General features: G+C 52.4%; 14 protein-coding genes and 1 other RNA gene. 13 read left to right on the top strand and 2 right to left on the bottom strand.

Annotated features, from left to right (window positions below; genetic code table 11):
* Positions 1-201 precede the first annotated feature (201 nt).
* Positions 202-942 carry a YkgJ family cysteine cluster protein gene (locus E8L22_RS15465; protein WP_246044667.1) on the top strand — a complete coding sequence of 247 codons (741 nt, stop codon included), beginning with the start codon at positions 202-204 and terminating at the stop codon, positions 940-942.
* On the opposite strand, the gene E8L22_RS15470 is transcribed toward E8L22_RS15465, so the two are convergent.
* Together E8L22_RS15470 and E8L22_RS15475 are read right to left on the bottom strand one after the other, a co-directional pair.
* Positions 923-1504, bottom strand: coding sequence for a hypothetical protein (locus E8L22_RS15470; protein WP_136525999.1), 582 nt, complete (start codon positions 1502-1504; stop codon positions 923-925). The genes E8L22_RS15465 and E8L22_RS15470 overlap by 20 nt on opposite strands.
* A gap of 275 nt (positions 1505-1779) precedes the next feature.
* Positions 1780-2640: an AraC family transcriptional regulator gene (locus tag E8L22_RS15475; protein ID WP_136526000.1), complete on the bottom strand. Its 861-nt coding sequence runs from the start codon at positions 2638-2640 to the stop codon at positions 1780-1782.
* A 336-nt stretch (positions 2641-2976) separates the two neighbouring features.
* On the opposite strand from E8L22_RS15475, the gene smpB reads away from it, so the two are divergent.
* The 12 genes from smpB (at position 2977) to E8L22_RS15540 (ending at position 14390) form a co-directional block, all read left to right on the top strand.
* A complete protein-coding gene (gene smpB / locus E8L22_RS15480; RefSeq protein ID WP_136526001.1) occupies positions 2977-3450 on the top strand; it encodes an SsrA-binding protein SmpB in 474 nt (157 codons plus the stop codon).
* Positions 3451-3634: 184 nt separating this feature from the next.
* Positions 3635-3987, top strand: a transfer-messenger RNA (tmRNA) gene (gene ssrA / locus E8L22_RS15485).
* Between the two features lie 289 nt (positions 3988-4276).
* On the top strand, positions 4277-4516 hold the full coding sequence (locus E8L22_RS15490; protein ID WP_136526002.1) for a GIY-YIG nuclease family protein: 240 nt from the start codon (positions 4277-4279) through the stop codon (positions 4514-4516).
* A 179-nt stretch (positions 4517-4695) separates the two neighbouring features.
* Positions 4696-5370 carry a hypothetical protein gene (locus tag E8L22_RS15495; RefSeq protein ID WP_136526003.1) on the top strand — a complete coding sequence of 225 codons (675 nt, stop codon included), beginning with the start codon at positions 4696-4698 and terminating at the stop codon, positions 5368-5370.
* An 87-nt stretch (positions 5371-5457) separates the two neighbouring features.
* Positions 5458-5928: a YybH family protein gene (locus E8L22_RS15500; protein ID WP_136526004.1), complete on the top strand. Its 471-nt coding sequence runs from the start codon at positions 5458-5460 to the stop codon at positions 5926-5928.
* A gap of 327 nt (positions 5929-6255) precedes the next feature.
* Positions 6256-6927, top strand: a complete 672-nt coding sequence (locus tag E8L22_RS15505) for a fibronectin type III domain-containing protein (protein ID WP_136526005.1) — start codon at positions 6256-6258, stop codon at positions 6925-6927.
* Positions 6928-7848: 921 nt separating this feature from the next.
* Positions 7849-8442, top strand: a complete 594-nt coding sequence (locus E8L22_RS15510; RefSeq protein ID WP_136526006.1) for a class I SAM-dependent methyltransferase — start codon at positions 7849-7851, stop codon at positions 8440-8442.
* A gap of 89 nt (positions 8443-8531) precedes the next feature.
* Positions 8532-8996, top strand: a complete 465-nt coding sequence (locus tag E8L22_RS15515; RefSeq protein ID WP_136526007.1) for an NADAR family protein — start codon at positions 8532-8534, stop codon at positions 8994-8996.
* A 916-nt stretch (positions 8997-9912) separates the two neighbouring features.
* Positions 9913-10812 (top strand): BRCT domain-containing protein, encoded by a 900-nt coding sequence (locus tag E8L22_RS15525; protein WP_136526009.1) that lies wholly within the window; start codon positions 9913-9915, stop codon positions 10810-10812.
* Between the two features lie 527 nt (positions 10813-11339).
* The gene (locus E8L22_RS15530) at positions 11340-12011 is read left to right on the top strand and encodes a hypothetical protein (protein ID WP_136526010.1); all 672 of its coding nucleotides are present in this window, start codon (positions 11340-11342) and stop codon (positions 12009-12011) included.
* 102 nt (positions 12012-12113) lie between these two features.
* The gene (locus tag E8L22_RS15535) at positions 12114-12566 is read left to right on the top strand and encodes a DUF3592 domain-containing protein (RefSeq protein ID WP_136526011.1); all 453 of its coding nucleotides are present in this window, start codon (positions 12114-12116) and stop codon (positions 12564-12566) included.
* A gap of 618 nt (positions 12567-13184) precedes the next feature.
* Entirely contained in the window at positions 13185-14390 is a 1206-nt protein-coding gene (locus tag E8L22_RS15540) for a PDDEXK-like family protein (protein WP_136526012.1), read from the top strand.
* The last annotated feature ends 165 nt before the right edge of the window (positions 14391-14555 follow it).

A 14555-nucleotide genomic window follows, 5' to 3' on the forward strand; every position in this document is an offset into this window, starting at 1 on the left:
ATCCACGCAGTGTTGCATGCGCCCATGCGTCCCCCCCTTTGCGAAGGGGGAGCCTGTCCCCCGTAGCCTTGGCGAAGGGGGAACAGGGGGGATTTGCCTTTGTCTACAACCCTTAGCACAAACGCTTCTTTTCATCGCGGAGCCCGCGTTTGACATCCTGCCCATCCCTGTTTATATTGCGTGCGTTCCAGAAGTAAAAAGTTGGAGGAATTAAAAGCGATGGCGGCAACCGGCGAGATGCTCGACCAGCTCCTCGAGCAGGTCAAACAGCAGCAGATGTTCCTGGAGATGTTGGTGCGGTCCTGGGTCGACGACTACCGCGCGAGCGGCGGCTCGATCCACTGCGGCAAGGGATGCCGCAACTGCTGCAGCCTCGCCGTCCATACCGGCTTCGCCGAGGCGCTTGCCGTAGCGCGCCGCCTGGACGAGGCGCAGGCCGAAAAAGTAGCGAACTACGCGGTGCGGCTGCGGGATCTCGTGAAAAACGTCCGCGAACTCCCGCAGTACCTGCGCCTGCACCGTCAGATGGGATTTTGTCCCCTGCTCGATGACGAAGGAACCTGCAGCGTCTACCCGGTACGTCCCCTCACCTGCCGGGCCCTCATCTCCACGCGCGAAAGCGTCTGGTGCGGCGCCGACTTCTCAACGCTGGCGCCGGAAGAACGCGAGGCGTTCCTGGCCGGGCTGGACCGCAAGGTAGTCGCCTTTCCCAGCCACTATGTCGCGGCCCTGCAGGAAAGCGGCAAGGAATTAGAGGAAGCCGCGGCGCAGCACATGCGCCTTAACTTCGGCTTCGCCCTCTACGGCAATCTCGGCGTCCTGGTGCACCTGATCCGCAACGGCCTTGCCGAGGCCTGCCAGGAGGGGCCCGCTGCAGCCGCCCGTTTCATAGCCCAAGCGGGATTCGACAATCCGCTTCTCCTTACCGGCCTCCCCGAATAGCCGTTCCCCTACCCTGCGCAGCCCCTTGGTCCCGTTCCCGCTTGCAGAGTTCGCATCCGCCGGACTCGGAGCAGGGACGGCGCACCACGTTGTACAACACGAAAAGCACCGTCCCCATGAACACCGCGGCGATGAGGTTCATCCCCCCGAGCACGTCTTCTGCCTGCAGCTGCCACCCAGCCAGCGCCACCCCGCGCATGTCCGAAGCCGCGGCGGCAAGCTTTTGCAGCCCGAAGTACAGAAAAGCCCCGAGGGCGATCGCGGCAACCGCGTTGGTGGCCTTCGTCGCCATGTAATGGCAGGAGAACAGAACGCGGCGTTCGGCAAGGCAGATGATCACCCCGGTAACGATACTGAAGGCGATGCTGGGGAGGAGCATGTAATAGACCAGCTCGATGGTCGCCTGGTTCAGTAACGCAAGCTCGATTTTCTTGGAGGAAGTGTTGTAGATGTGCAGCAGGTACAAAAGAGAGGCGCCGCTTGCGGCAACAACTGCGGAAGAAAGCATGTGGGCCTGCTTGAGGGCCCCTTGCATCGCGTCGTACATCGGTAGAGAGCGCATCATGGCATCCTGAATGCCGTCAACCCCACTGCAGTCGGCGGCCGCTGAACCGCAGGCCCGATCGGGCCGATGAAATAACATCGCTTCCTTGCGGGCGGGAACGGCCTTCGGGCGGATCAGCAGGAGCACTTCCCTCACGCTATGCCGAAAGCGTATACACTATTTCAATTAATAAGTAAACCGCTAGATACGTTCATGCCCGTGCGGCAGCAAAAACAAAGGCCCCGGGCCGCGCTGGAAGCGGACCGGGGCCTGAGCATTTTTACGGAACGTCGCTACTTGAGCGGCAAATAGACGTCCGTCACCAGTTCGTGCGCGGCGACGTCCGGCATCAGGTTCAGATAGTGGAAGAAGAGCGGGAAATCCCTGAGCTCCTCGCCGCTTTTGGGCAGCCATTCCCGGTACAGCGGATAGACGCTGCGACCGATCTCGTCATGCGAGCCCAGGTGGCGCACCACGGCGCAGCGGCCGCCGGGGATGACCCCGTTCACCACCCCCTGCGGGTTTTCCGGCACCGTTTGCGTCACCTCGCCGCAGATGTCGAAGCGGAAGCGCTCCGGCTCGGTAACCTCCGGGTCGTCGTAAGCGACGCCGAAGGTAAGCGACTGTTTCACCGGCGACAGCCCGCTTTGCTTGCGCCACTCGATGAACCGGATCGCCGATTCGTCCAGTTTCTCCGGTGCCCCTCGGTGGGCCAGTACCGCGACACGCGTCTCTGGGAACTCCACGATTTTCACATCCATCTCATTTCTCCTTTCGCTTGGCGGCAGCCGGAAGCGCTCCTTCCAGGGCCGCCACTTGGGTGATTTTCTGAATTGAGAAGGAGACTGTCCGAACATCTGCCTGAAGGCGCGGGCAAAGGCCTCGGGGCTCTCGAAGCCGGCGTCCAGCGCGATGTCGATGACCCGCTCCTCCCGGCGGTACAAGAGCCGGTAGGAAGCGTGTTTCAACCGCAGGAGCCGGATGTAGGCGAAAACCCCGATTCCCGCGTAGAGCGAGAACTGCCTGTGGAAGTGGAATTTGGAGAAGTGCGCCACCCGGCTCAGCCTCTCCACCGTCAACGGTTCATCCAGGTGCCGCTCGATGTAGCCGAAGACCCTTTCAAATCGCTGCTCGTATGTCCGTGCCTTATCCATCCGTTCACCGTCCCGTCTCAATTCGTAAGCCATCCTATCCGGGAGCAAAAGATAAATCCTGACCGAAATTGCTCAATGTTCCTCTTGCAATCTTAGGTCGTCATCGATGATAGAGCCGATCCCCTTCCAGGAAAATTTCACGTTAGCGGTAGGAATAGGTGCAAGACCTTGGGCATATCGAAAATATACGGCTGCTTTGGGGGCGTCAACGATATTGAGCGCCCGATGATCGCCTGACAGCTGAAGCATAGTGAGCGAGAAGAAGGAAGTACGGTATACTTTGCCCTGTTTTTTCCCCCTGTCCTTTTACGGGCTAATCTGGTAGGATGATTCGCTATGGGTGAGAAGCTGATTTGCAACAACAAGAAGGCGTTCCATGATTACTTCATCGAAGAGCGTTATGAGGCCGGCATGGTGTTGCAGGGGACCGAGGTAAAGGCCCTGCGCAACGGCAAGGCCAACTTGAACGACTCCTTTGCGATGGTGAAGAACGGCGAAGCCTTCCTGCACAACTTCCACATCAACCCGTACGATTTCGGCAACCGTGAGAACCACGATCCGGACCGTATGAGGAAGCTTCTGCTGCACAAGAAAGAGATAGTGAAGCTCTTTTCCAAGATCAGGGAGCAAGGTTACACGCTGATCCCGCTCAGGGTTTATTTCAAGGAAGGCAAGGTGAAGACCGAGCTGGGTCTGGCCAAGGGTAAGAAGAACTACGACAAGCGTGAAGTCATGAAGCAAAAAGACATGCAGCGCGACGTAGTTGTGGCCATGAAAGAAAGAAACCGCGGGGCTAGGGACAGGGACTAACCGCCGTTCAACGTTCAGCGTTCGACGTTCAATCGGACTTGAACTAGATGGCAACTGAACCTGCGACTGCACGCAACAAAAGAAACGAAGTAAGAGCAGACCAAAGCCGTAGCGAGATGTATAACGCCAGGCGACAAGCAGATGAACGTTGAACGCAGAACGCTGAACGTTTTTTAGGTTTTAAGGGGGTGTAAAGGTTTCGACGGGGGTAATAAGCTAAGGTTGCATGCCGAGGTCCGGGTGGCTCGTTAAACAATCCGGGACGCATTTAAGCGCCGACAATTACGATTACGCTTTAGCAGCTTAATAACCTGCTAACGTTCTACCTACCATCTCCCATGTGGAAGGATAGAACGTCATTCAGTGGGATAGTTTCAGGGAGAGTCCGTGGCCCTGCGGCGAAATCAAGCGGAATCGCGACTCAAGAATCCCGGCCTGTGGAGACTTGAAGGGCTAAACTTAAAAACAGGTACAAGCATGTAGACGCCTTATGTGTACGATTCTCGGACGCGGGTTCGATTCCCGCCACCTCCACCAACCTCCGCCAAAGGCTCCGGTTGGCTCAACGAGCCGCCCGGAGCCTTTCGCTTTTGGCGGAGGTTGTCCCCCGTAGTTGCCGCCCCCCCTCCGTTAAACGCCTGGCAAAGCCAGGCAACTACGGGGGGCAGGCGTTTAACGAAGGGGGGCCTTTACTACTACAACCAACTCACAACCACACCCGGGCGTGCCCCTACGCCCGGCGCCTCTGTTTTTAGCAGCTACTCCTCCCTCTTGCCCCCACCAAAATTCCAAGTAAACTTCCCGGACCACCGCCGGGGAGCCCCAAATGAAATTTGTCTACCATCTCCAAAGCATCCCCCACCCCGACCAACACTACGTCGGTCTCACCAGAGACGTAGAAGCGAGGCTAGCCTCCCACAACGCAGGTCAATCCCCCCACACCTCCAAGTACCGTCCCTGGCAGATCGTCACCTACCATGCCTTTGCCGACGAAGCCAAAGCCGCCGCCTTCGAGAAGTATTTAAAATCCGGTTCCGGCCTCGCCTTCCGCCACAAGCATTTATAACCATCATGTTCCCCGCTTGCCCACCGCTTGTCCTCCGCCTGTCCTCCGAAGCAGCCTGCGTCAGCAGGCGTCATGCGAAGGGGGATCCCCCGCCTGCCCTCTGCCCCCCAAGCGTTTTCCCCTTGCTCAGAAGACATCTTTAATCTAAATTGCAAAATCATCGGGATAAAGAGGTATCAATGACCGGACTGAACGAACCCCCAGGAAGTGCTGCAAAGCCGGTAACCTCCCGCTGGCCGTCACTATTCGCGCTGGTGGCGCTTGGCGGCCTGTACGCGGCACTGCCGTCCTCCTTGCTTTTAGGCGGTCCCCGCTGGCTCCTGCTGGCCATCGTCTCCGTGCTCGCCGTGCCGCTCGTCGTCACGCATTACAAGGGAGCTCACGAAACCAACCAGGTGATCGGTTTCGTCTTGAACGGCGTGGTGACGACCACCATGATCATCTCACTTGCCCTACTGATAAGAGCCCTCCCCCTCCACCTGGAAAAACCGCGCGAACTCTTGCAGTCCGCCGCGGCGCTTTGGGTGTCCAACATCCTGGTTTTCGCCTCCTGGTACTGGAGGCTCGACGCCGGTGGCCCGCACAAGCGAGCCAGGCGCCCAGACCACTCCAAGGGGGCGTTTCTCTTTCCACAAATGACATTGCCTCCAGAGAGAAAACACGCCGCCGGGCTCAACGAGTGGGTGCCCAATTTTGTGGACTACCTCTTCCTGGCCTTTAACACCTCTACAGCCTTCTCACCGACCGATGTTCCGGTCCTGTCGCGTTGGGCAAAAGTCCTGATGATGCTGCAGTCGATTATCTCACTGCTCGTGATCGCCCTACTTGCGGCACGAGCAGTAAACATCCTCTGATCTTGGACCGATTCCTCCGGAAATTAGCGATGTGATATGCTGGACAGAAACGTGCGAACCACGTGGTGGCGCTGAAGGAGGAACACCATGAAAATCGAAACAGCTCCAGTTACCGGCAGAGAGAGTAAGGAAGAGATGTCACCGATGCTGAGGGCGCTATCCCAGTTTTACGAAGCCCTAAACAGCAGGGACATCGAACTGATGTCGGAGAATTGGACGCAAAACGACGAAGCCGCCATGGACAACCCACTTGGCGGCATCAAGCGAGGGTGGGAGGAGATCAGGACCGTCTACGAGCAGCTCTTCGGGAGCGCCTCGGAATATCACTTCGAGTTTTACGATTACACGCTCCACGCTACGGGCGAGCTCTTTTACGTAGTTGGCAGAGAGCGCGGCGAATTGAAGACCGCCGATACCATCCTCGAGATGCGGATTCGGACCAGCAGAATCTTCAAACTGATCAACGGCCAGTGGCGACAAATCCACCACCATGGCTCCATCGACGACCCCGACTTGCTTGCCCGCTATCAGCAGGCCGTGCTTGGCGGGCCGCACTGAATACAGTTGCCCCCTGGCGCGCGCGTACCTACAAGTCGCTCGCTGATCCGGGAGCGCGGAACCGCGGGTAACCATACCAGTCAAACCTTCATGAAGGCTTCGGTTGGCACCTTTATCTACCGTTAGCAGCCTGCGGCCGCAGGCGCTAAGCGTAGGTAGTAGTGCCGATCGGAGCCTTTTGCTTGTAAGGGGCGCCCAAAACCAGACGCCTCGTAGCCTCAATTGCTTAAAGTGACATGCGAAAAAGACGGAGCGCTTTTCGGCCATTGACAGCTGAGCAGCCTCTGCTATCTTAGCAATAACTAATTTTTCAGCAAGGAGGCCACCATGCCCGATCGGTACGATCTAGTGGAAACAAATTTCCGCAAGCTGAGTTACCCCGAGTACTACATGGTCGTGAACGGTTTCGCCGACGCCCTGGATGTCAGCGAGCTGTATAACCAGAACCGCCCCGAGCACATCGTTCCACCCCAACGCTACAGGGAGCACATCACGACCATGAAGCAACTGAGCGTCGGCGCCGACCGGGGCGATTCCCTCTTACAGGAGCAGCGCCAGGCGGCAAGAGACCGCACCGACCTCGACATGTACTCCTCCGTCAGCTACATGAAGACCATCGCCATCCACAAGCAGGACCCGACTATATTGCACAGCCTCAACCTGCCGCTCAAGGAATCGCACCATAAGGCTCTCCGTAAACTCACCCCCAACAAGGCAGCGGAGATCCTGGTGGAGTTGCGACACCTGAGGAACGAACCGGGGGCCATCGTCATCCTTGGAACCCACATAAGGAACGGTGGGCCTTACCTGATCAACATCTGCAAAGGAGAACCGATCTCCGAGGAGAGCTGGTACAACCCCGGCGGCCATCACAAAACCTGCACCAGGATCATTCTCAGAAATCTGGAACCGGCCAACAGGTATTACGTCCGTCTGAGGACCGACGGCCCCGAAGGTCCCGGCAAATGGTCGCAGCCAGTATCGATCATCGTCCTGTAGCCCCCTCCACTATCCCCACGCTTGGGCCTGCCGGCAAACCGGCAGGCCCAAGCTGCACCTCCCTTCTCATCTCTGCGCCAAGCCTCATCATCAATGCCAGCCCAGGCTTCAAGTCAGCGCCACGACGTCCGGATCGCAGTTCAGGCCGCCCATCGATGGATAAAGATAACCAAGACGCGTTGCAACACCCGGAAACGAAAACGAAGCCGTCCGAATACGCGACAAACTCCGGGAGAGCGTGTTCAAAATCAAAAATATTATTTCAAACGCAGGAAAGACGAGTTCAAACGACAGTAGAGGCGTTTGAATTTCAAAAACAAAAATTGAAGCGCGGAAAAATAAAAACAAACACGTCGACCGGAGTTTAAACTTCGAGAAGGCGCGTTTAAATCGCGCAAAGATAATTTCAAAACGCGGGAGCCTGGTTTGAACTTCGGGAAAAAAAGTTTTCGCGCAAAAAAATAAAAACAAACGCCGGAAGCATCGTTTGTTTTTCGAAAAGACGATTTCAAATCATGCAAAGACGATTTGAAACTCGGGAAGCGACGTTTGAAATCCAGAAAGTAAAATTGAACCGTGGAAAAATAAAAACAAACCCGTCGACTCGCGTTTCAAAAGCAAAAAAATGATTTCAACTCGCGCAACCTCGATTTGAATTCAGAAAAAACGATTTCAAACCAACCATGTCCATGATGGCGAGGCCAAGTTGGCAGTAGGAGCCGCCGCGGCACTCGCCCCTGCCCTCCCCCCTCCGCAAACGCCATCAGTGCCCCTCACGCCGGCGTTCGGCGCGCTCAAATTAACAATCATCCCATTTCTTCTTTCTAATCATTAAAGATCTATGGTATAAGTCGCACTGCGACTTCGGCATCCCCTTCTTAGCGGCAAAGTCAAACTTCATCGTCCCGAGACGCCCCCAAAATGAATCCCAAAGAGCTTGGCAAAAAATACGACAAGATCGCCCAGTGGTGGCACGATAACCATCGCGACTCTCAATACGGATTGAAACAACTTGACCTGGCTCTCAAGTTCGTATCAGGCGGCAAGTCCGCACTCGATGTCGGCTGCGGTGCAGGCGGGAGGATCATCCGTAAGCTGGAAGAGCACGGATTTGCCGTAACAGGCGTAGATGTCTCTGAAAAAATGATAGCTCTGGCGATGGAAAATCATCCAAACTGTTCCTTCCTGGTGGCGAATATTTGCACATGGGAAACCGGCAAAAAGTTCGACCTTATCATTGCCTGGGACAGCATCTTTCACCTGCCGTTACGAATGCACCGGCCGGTCATCGACAAGCTCTGTTCTCTACTCGAAAAAGGCGGCGTCCTGATATACACCTTCGGCAATGCGGCCGGCGAGCATACCGATGTGTGGCAGGAGGATGAATTCTACTACAGCTCCATTGGCATGAATGACAATCTGACCGCACTGATAGAGAACGGACTGACAGTGATGCACCTGGAGTTGGACCAGTTTCCGGAAAAGCATGTTTATGTAATTGCGACAAAGTCTTAGGCAAGGGAGCAGTCAAGTCTGCATATCATTTGAGCTGTTGGGCAAAATCTCAAGAACGTCCCCTTAGATTAGGAACTATGAGGTGCTTTATGGATGTAGGTGGCTATACAACGGGCTTGGGCGGAAAACTGTCAAATTTTACGCCACGTGTTTTTGTCTTAGATAATATTGAATGTGCATGTCTAGAGGGACCGCTTCAGGCATTTAAGTTTGAGGACCCTGAAATGCAAAAGCGGATCTGCATGATGTCAGGCCAAGAAGCCAAGGCTATTGGCCAAACAAGAAATGAAGCATGGCAAAGCAGTCAGACATTGTGGTGGCAAGGCAAGTCGTATGATCGTTTGTCGCCGGAATATCAGCAACTGCTCGATAGGTTATATGAAGCAGCCTTGTTGTCAGCTGGGTTTGCCGACGATCTTTTGGCTACCGGGGATGAAGTTCTAACTCACAGCATTGGGGTGCACGATCCCAGGAAAACAGTTTTAACCGAAGAAGAGTTTTGCAGCCGCCTCATGGCGAATCGCTCTAAGATCAGAAAAATGAGAGAGGCGTAACCCAATATTCAGTGATAACTAAGAGGAACAAGGGGACGTTGTTGGCTTTGTTGAGTTATTGCTCAAGACCGCCTCTCTGAGCAAGTCAACAAACTCAACAGCGGCCCCTTAAACCCCTCTCCCCCCCCATTTCTCCACCAAGCAAAAACTGCCTCATAGTCATAGAGCTGTCGCTACTCCCGTGAAACAACCAGACCGTATGGAACGGGGCAAATAGTACCCAATAATTAATTGCCACACAAAAATCTTTTCTTGCACCGGCAGCTGGGTTATATTGCCCTAATCGTCATAGCTGACCAGCTATGACAGTGGAACGACTCATTGAGGAGGAACAAATGGGAAAAGTGGCTCTGCTCGCCGTCACAGTTATTCTCTCCGCCGGTACCGCTTTCGCTGCGGATTTGCCTTCTGTGCTGACCGCACCCGAGAATGCCGAATCGATCTTGGCGCCTTCGCCCGCAAACTACGAGCTTTGCAAGGCCTCCACGTCCGGAAAAGACGAACTCGGTCGGCGGGGTTGCTGTTCCTGGCACGGCGGCGTCTGCGGCTGTTCCGACGGCAGGGCCGTGTGTTGCGACGGCTCCTACAGCCCCACCTGCACTTGTCACCATGATGACAAGCCCAGTCAGATTTAGCTGGATGACATAAGGGATGCCCATGATTTCAGGATGAACCATGTTTTCATGCGTTTCTTCCGTGATTATGGCAATGGGTAACGCATAATTTCATGGGCGGGCCTCTATACCCTCGAGGATCTAAGGACACGGATTTGATAGTTGAGTAGCGCGTGAGCCGGAGAAAGCTAAGTCAACAAATCAACTACATCAGCCGTCAGTGGAAGGCCCCATTAGCCGAACGAGTAGAGTATCCATTCAAGAGAGCAATATCAGTGATATAGCTTTTAAGGAGGTCGCTTATGCACTCTGACCACGAAGAATATTTTGGATTTTCACTAATTTCAAGATTGAACAAGTCCCTGGAAACCATCGTCGGGATTCTAGAAGGAATATCAATTGACTCAGTAATCAATGCGCAAGAAGTGATCTTTCTCACCGAATGGATCAGGCATTGCGATGACGTGCGACACCTGCACCCGTTCAATGAATTGATACCAGTTATAAACACTGCGTTGGCTGACGGAGTGCTAACTGAAGAAGAGAAGTTAGATGTCCTTTGGCTCTGCAATAGGCTGGACACCAAAGGGGATTATGTAAAGAGCGTACTCAACGACATGCAGCGGCTACACGGCATCCTCGGCGGTATCCTTGCGGACGGTAAAATTACGGAAGCAGAACTCACAGGACTGATGGGTTGGCTTTACGAGCATGACCACCTAAAGACATGTTGGCCTTATGACGAGGTTGAATCTTTGATCTCTGGCGTTATGCGTGATGGTGAAATCGACGACAAAGAACAACGTCTCCTACAGAGGCTGTTTTCAGAGTTTATCCAAATAGAAGACGATAAAACCATAACGAATCCTCCAGTGCTCATGGGCGGGCAGATCACAGGTCTATGCTCATTTGCCCCTGATATTAAGTTTGAGGACTCCTGGTTCTGCTTCACCGGTGCATCAACGAAATACAAGAGGCGAGAGCTGAAGGAAATAGTAGAACAGATGGGTGGCAATTTTACTGATTCCATGACCGGGAAGGTCGATTATTTGGTTGTTGGAGCCGAAGGGAATCCATGTTGGGCTTATGCCTGCTATGGCAGGAAGGTTGAAGCGGCCGTCAGCTATCGCAAGACAGGCAGAAACGTGCAACTTGTGCACGAGATCGATTTTCATGATGCTGTGGCCGACGCGTTGGGGTAACTGAGAGGGCTGGAGGATAAGGTCTTATTCTTGATTAACCATTGACGATTCATAGGAGAAAAACTGTGGGAAGCTGGGGTCAGGCTTGCAAAGTTGCAATCTCTGATGTGACCGCCGTCAACTTTGCAACATTGCAAGCCTGACCCCAGAAATCCTCGATTTTGCCCGGTCAAACTGGAAAGGGGTTTGCCATTGAGTTTCCCGCTTCTCTTGAGATCAAGACACTCTCTTACATGATCCTCTTTGAACAAGGCGAATGTACAGCGGGACAACTGCAGGTTCAATAGCATTCCTAAGGGAGGTTGTTGAAGTTTTGAGATTTGCATGCCCCAAAAAGATGCAAGTCAGCAACTTCACCTCTCACTTAAGAAGCATGAGATTCTATCTTTATTCTTGGTGAACTCGGCGATTCGCCCGAAACTCTCAGCAAACAGGAAGAAAAAGAGCAAAAATAAATACCTGCCCCTCACGCTGCGATAGCGGCAAAGATATCATATCAAGCTTATGTGCTAAAGAAGGCTCCAACGATGACAATCATTTACCGGCGGTCCGAAGATCTTCGTGCTAGGATGAATAACTTTCTCCAGAGCATTACCGGTACGAATATTTCTTATTTTGACACATTCACTCCTGATAACCTTATAAAACTGAAGACAGCTTTATCCGACATCAATAATGTAATGACCTTGAAATTGACTTTGGCGTGTGCAGATTGGGTTTGTGACTTCTTTAATCTTACCGATAACGACAGAAATGAATTAATAGAGAGAATAGAAAACACCAAGCCTAATAGTAACGGTTATGACATTGTGCTTGAGAAATGTAAAACAGTCATTGAGATCAAGTGCACTGTTCCTATCAATGGTGGACAGCAGTATGGTCCCGCACAGTGGGGTAGCATACTAAAAGATGCCGTAAAACTAGAAAAAGGGATCAGGGGGCTACCGGACACAACGTCATACTTCAAGATAATCTGTCTCCTGGATTTAGGGATAAATACAGACCAGGCAATAGATAGGCTAATCCGAGAGGTCAAGAGAAGAACAACCGAAAGCAAAGCCCGAAAAGAACTACTAGACGTAGTTGAGAGATTAAGAGTTATAACCACCGGTGATAAAAAAGAGCAACTCTCAACTCACCACGTCTACATCAGACCACTGAAACTAATATTGGATTCCGAGCTAAGGGAACGGAGTTGATCAGTTGAGTAGCGAAAGGCCGTAGAAGGTTAAGGCAACAAACGACTACGCCCCCCTGCCCCGACATTGCGATATTGAGTACAGCCCAAGGGATTGGTAGATATGAAAGAACAACCAATGGCGTTAAAGGTGTTTATCTGTCTTTTTTGCACTGTGTTCATAGCTATAGGGCTGTATACTGGAAGCAAGGTGACAATGCGTTTGGCCAGAAACATAGAACTGGTCAATTCTGGCAATAAGACACAGGGCTATATTGTTGATTACAAGCATACAAGAGGCAAGAATCCTCAGACTTGGCCAGTCGTAACTTTCATAACAACAACAGGGGAGACTGTAATTTTTGAATCACTTTACCATTCCCGCGCATGTGGTTATTCATTGGGTTCTACCGTGCCAGTGGTCTATGATGGCCAGGAACCGAAAAAAGCAGAGATAAATGAATCAGCCAGCCTCTGGAGGGGCATTACTTTCCATTATCTATTTGCCGCTGCCTTTGCAGCATTTGGTGGTGGAATTATTTTTCTTGTAGTCAAATCCAAAGGGGGCAGCCCCTGACACGAAGCATTATTGTCCTGATGCCTTAGAAGGGGAAACTGGGGCTACGCTTGCAAAGTTGCAATCTCTGGTGTCACAGACAGGCATCTTGCACTATTATAAGCCTGCCTTCAGAGCCCCACCTCTCACCTTACGCGGCTATGCCAGTTTCGCGCGAGAGATTGAAGATCTGGTTGTAAAAGAGGTGAAAGAATGATCAGGGAACACACTTGGATAATCGGCCCTCTTCTATCATTGGCAGGAGTGTATCTAGCATATAGGCGAAAAGATGTAGGGCGGTGGTTACGCGACCGCAGGATTGACAAAGTTGCAGAGAAGGACCTGGGGAGTTGTGAACTCTGTGGTCAGCCGCTGAGAAGAATTCGGACACTCTCTGGAAAACGGCAGGGACAAGAAGCTGCTGTCTGCCGTCATTATCCGGAATGCAAATTTGTGAGATGGGGAGTTTAACGGAAGATAGCATCTGGGGACGTTCCTGAGATTTGGGGGAGTTGGGATCAGACTTGCAAAGTTGCACTCTCTGATGTCGCCGATCGTCAACTTTGCAACATTGCAAGCCTGGCCCCAGAAATCTCAAAACCGGTGAAGTAGTGTCAAAAACATTATCTTGAGGAATAGATGGACAGCAAGTGTGCAGATATTATAACAGACCAGATTTTTGAGGAGCTAGAGCTCTCCCTGAGGGAGCCAAACATCTTCCGCGCATTATCAATAGAACGGAAGGAACTCAGACACTCCAACTTCATAGCTTACATCCTCGACCCACGCGAAAACCATGGGCTCAAGGACATCGTGCTACGAAAGTTGCTACGGGACGTCTTCTCCGAAAGCAAATACCCTGACCGCACCATTTTCGACGCCGATTATTTGGACCTCAACAACATAGAGATACGCAGAGAGTGGAGGAACATCGACATCCTGATCATCCTGAAGGATGACGTGATTATCGTCGAGAACAAGGTTGACACTGTTGACCACTCAAACCAGTTACGACGTTACCGAAAAATAGCTGACGAGAGCTTCGCCACGAAAAAGCGTCATTACGTTTACCTGACTCCTTTTGGTACTGATCCGCAGGACACTGAGTCGCGCTCCTACTATATTAATTACTCCTATGTGCAGATAGCAGATATTATCGGTTCAATATTGAAGCTGTACAGTAACAGCATAAGTCAGAAGATTGGCTTTTACCTTTCCGACTACCTCACCACCATAAAACGAGAGTTGCTCATGAACGACACACTGAACGAACTGGCCCTCAAGGTCTACAACGCTCATAAAGAAGCTTTCGACTTCATCTTCGAGAACCGTCCCGACCCAGCCAGCTTGTTGTATCGCTTCTTTGAAGAGGAGGTAACGGCCGCAGGGTTTGCTATCGGTTCCCGAAATAAGGGATACGTGAGGTTCACAACAAAAGAGTTGGAGGAATTGCTACCGAAAGGTGGCGAAGGGTGGCCTAACAAGGAGGTATTCCTCTTCGAGATTGAATATTATTGGACAGACAAGACAGCCGACTTCAATGCCGTGATTTCGCCGTGCGACGAGGCGATAAGGGATGCAATACACGAAGCCGCGAAAAAATCCGACTATTACAAGGCACCTGCAGGGAAGAAGTGGTTGGTGCTGCACAAGAGAAAGTATCCTTTTGTAGCATCGGAAATGATCAACGAGGATGACGATGACATAAGGAAGAAGATTCGTCACATGATTCAAGACATCAGGCCTGTCGCACTCGATATGTCACAAGTCATTTGCGAAAGGCTAAAAGAGGTGGATAACACCATCGATTATTTAGGTAGCGCAGGGGCATCAGCCTCGGCATAGACGCTGAGGGACGTAGGTAACAAATGTAGCGTATTATTATTTGGCGCATCTAAGACAGTGCCCAGATTAATAAGTTACATATGTTACCTACGTCCCCACCACTACTTTGGATGCGAAGATTCAGGCAGTCAGGAGGGAGCGCGCTGACCAACGTAAAGTGAATCG

The organism is Geomonas ferrireducens (genome assembly GCF_004917065.1).
GTDB lineage: Bacteria > Desulfobacterota > Desulfuromonadia > Geobacterales > Geobacteraceae > Geomonas > Geomonas ferrireducens.

Bases quoted from the DNA above. Each gene is read 5' to 3' on its own strand.
- E8L22_RS15470 (WP_136525999.1), bottom strand. From the start codon at position 1,504: ATGCGCTCTCTACCGATGTACGACGCGATGCAAGGGGCCCTCAAGCAG.
- E8L22_RS15475 (WP_136526000.1), bottom strand. From the start codon at position 2,640: ATGGATAAGGCACGGACATACGAGCAGCGATTTGAAAGGGTCTTCGGC.
- smpB (WP_136526001.1), top strand. From the start codon at position 2,977: ATGGGTGAGAAGCTGATTTGCAACAACAAGAAGGCGTTCCATGATTAC.
- E8L22_RS15490 (WP_136526002.1), top strand. From the start codon at position 4,277: ATGAAATTTGTCTACCATCTCCAAAGCATCCCCCACCCCGACCAACAC.
- E8L22_RS15495 (WP_136526003.1), top strand. From the start codon at position 4,696: ATGACCGGACTGAACGAACCCCCAGGAAGTGCTGCAAAGCCGGTAACC.
- E8L22_RS15500 (WP_136526004.1), top strand. From the start codon at position 5,458: ATGAAAATCGAAACAGCTCCAGTTACCGGCAGAGAGAGTAAGGAAGAG.
- E8L22_RS15505 (WP_136526005.1), top strand. From the start codon at position 6,256: ATGCCCGATCGGTACGATCTAGTGGAAACAAATTTCCGCAAGCTGAGT.
- E8L22_RS15510 (WP_136526006.1), top strand. From the start codon at position 7,849: ATGAATCCCAAAGAGCTTGGCAAAAAATACGACAAGATCGCCCAGTGG.
- E8L22_RS15515 (WP_136526007.1), top strand. From the start codon at position 8,532: ATGGATGTAGGTGGCTATACAACGGGCTTGGGCGGAAAACTGTCAAAT.
- E8L22_RS15525 (WP_136526009.1), top strand. From the start codon at position 9,913: ATGCACTCTGACCACGAAGAATATTTTGGATTTTCACTAATTTCAAGA.
- E8L22_RS15530 (WP_136526010.1), top strand. From the start codon at position 11,340: ATGACAATCATTTACCGGCGGTCCGAAGATCTTCGTGCTAGGATGAAT.
- E8L22_RS15535 (WP_136526011.1), top strand. From the start codon at position 12,114: ATGAAAGAACAACCAATGGCGTTAAAGGTGTTTATCTGTCTTTTTTGC.
- E8L22_RS15540 (WP_136526012.1), top strand. From the start codon at position 13,185: ATGGACAGCAAGTGTGCAGATATTATAACAGACCAGATTTTTGAGGAG.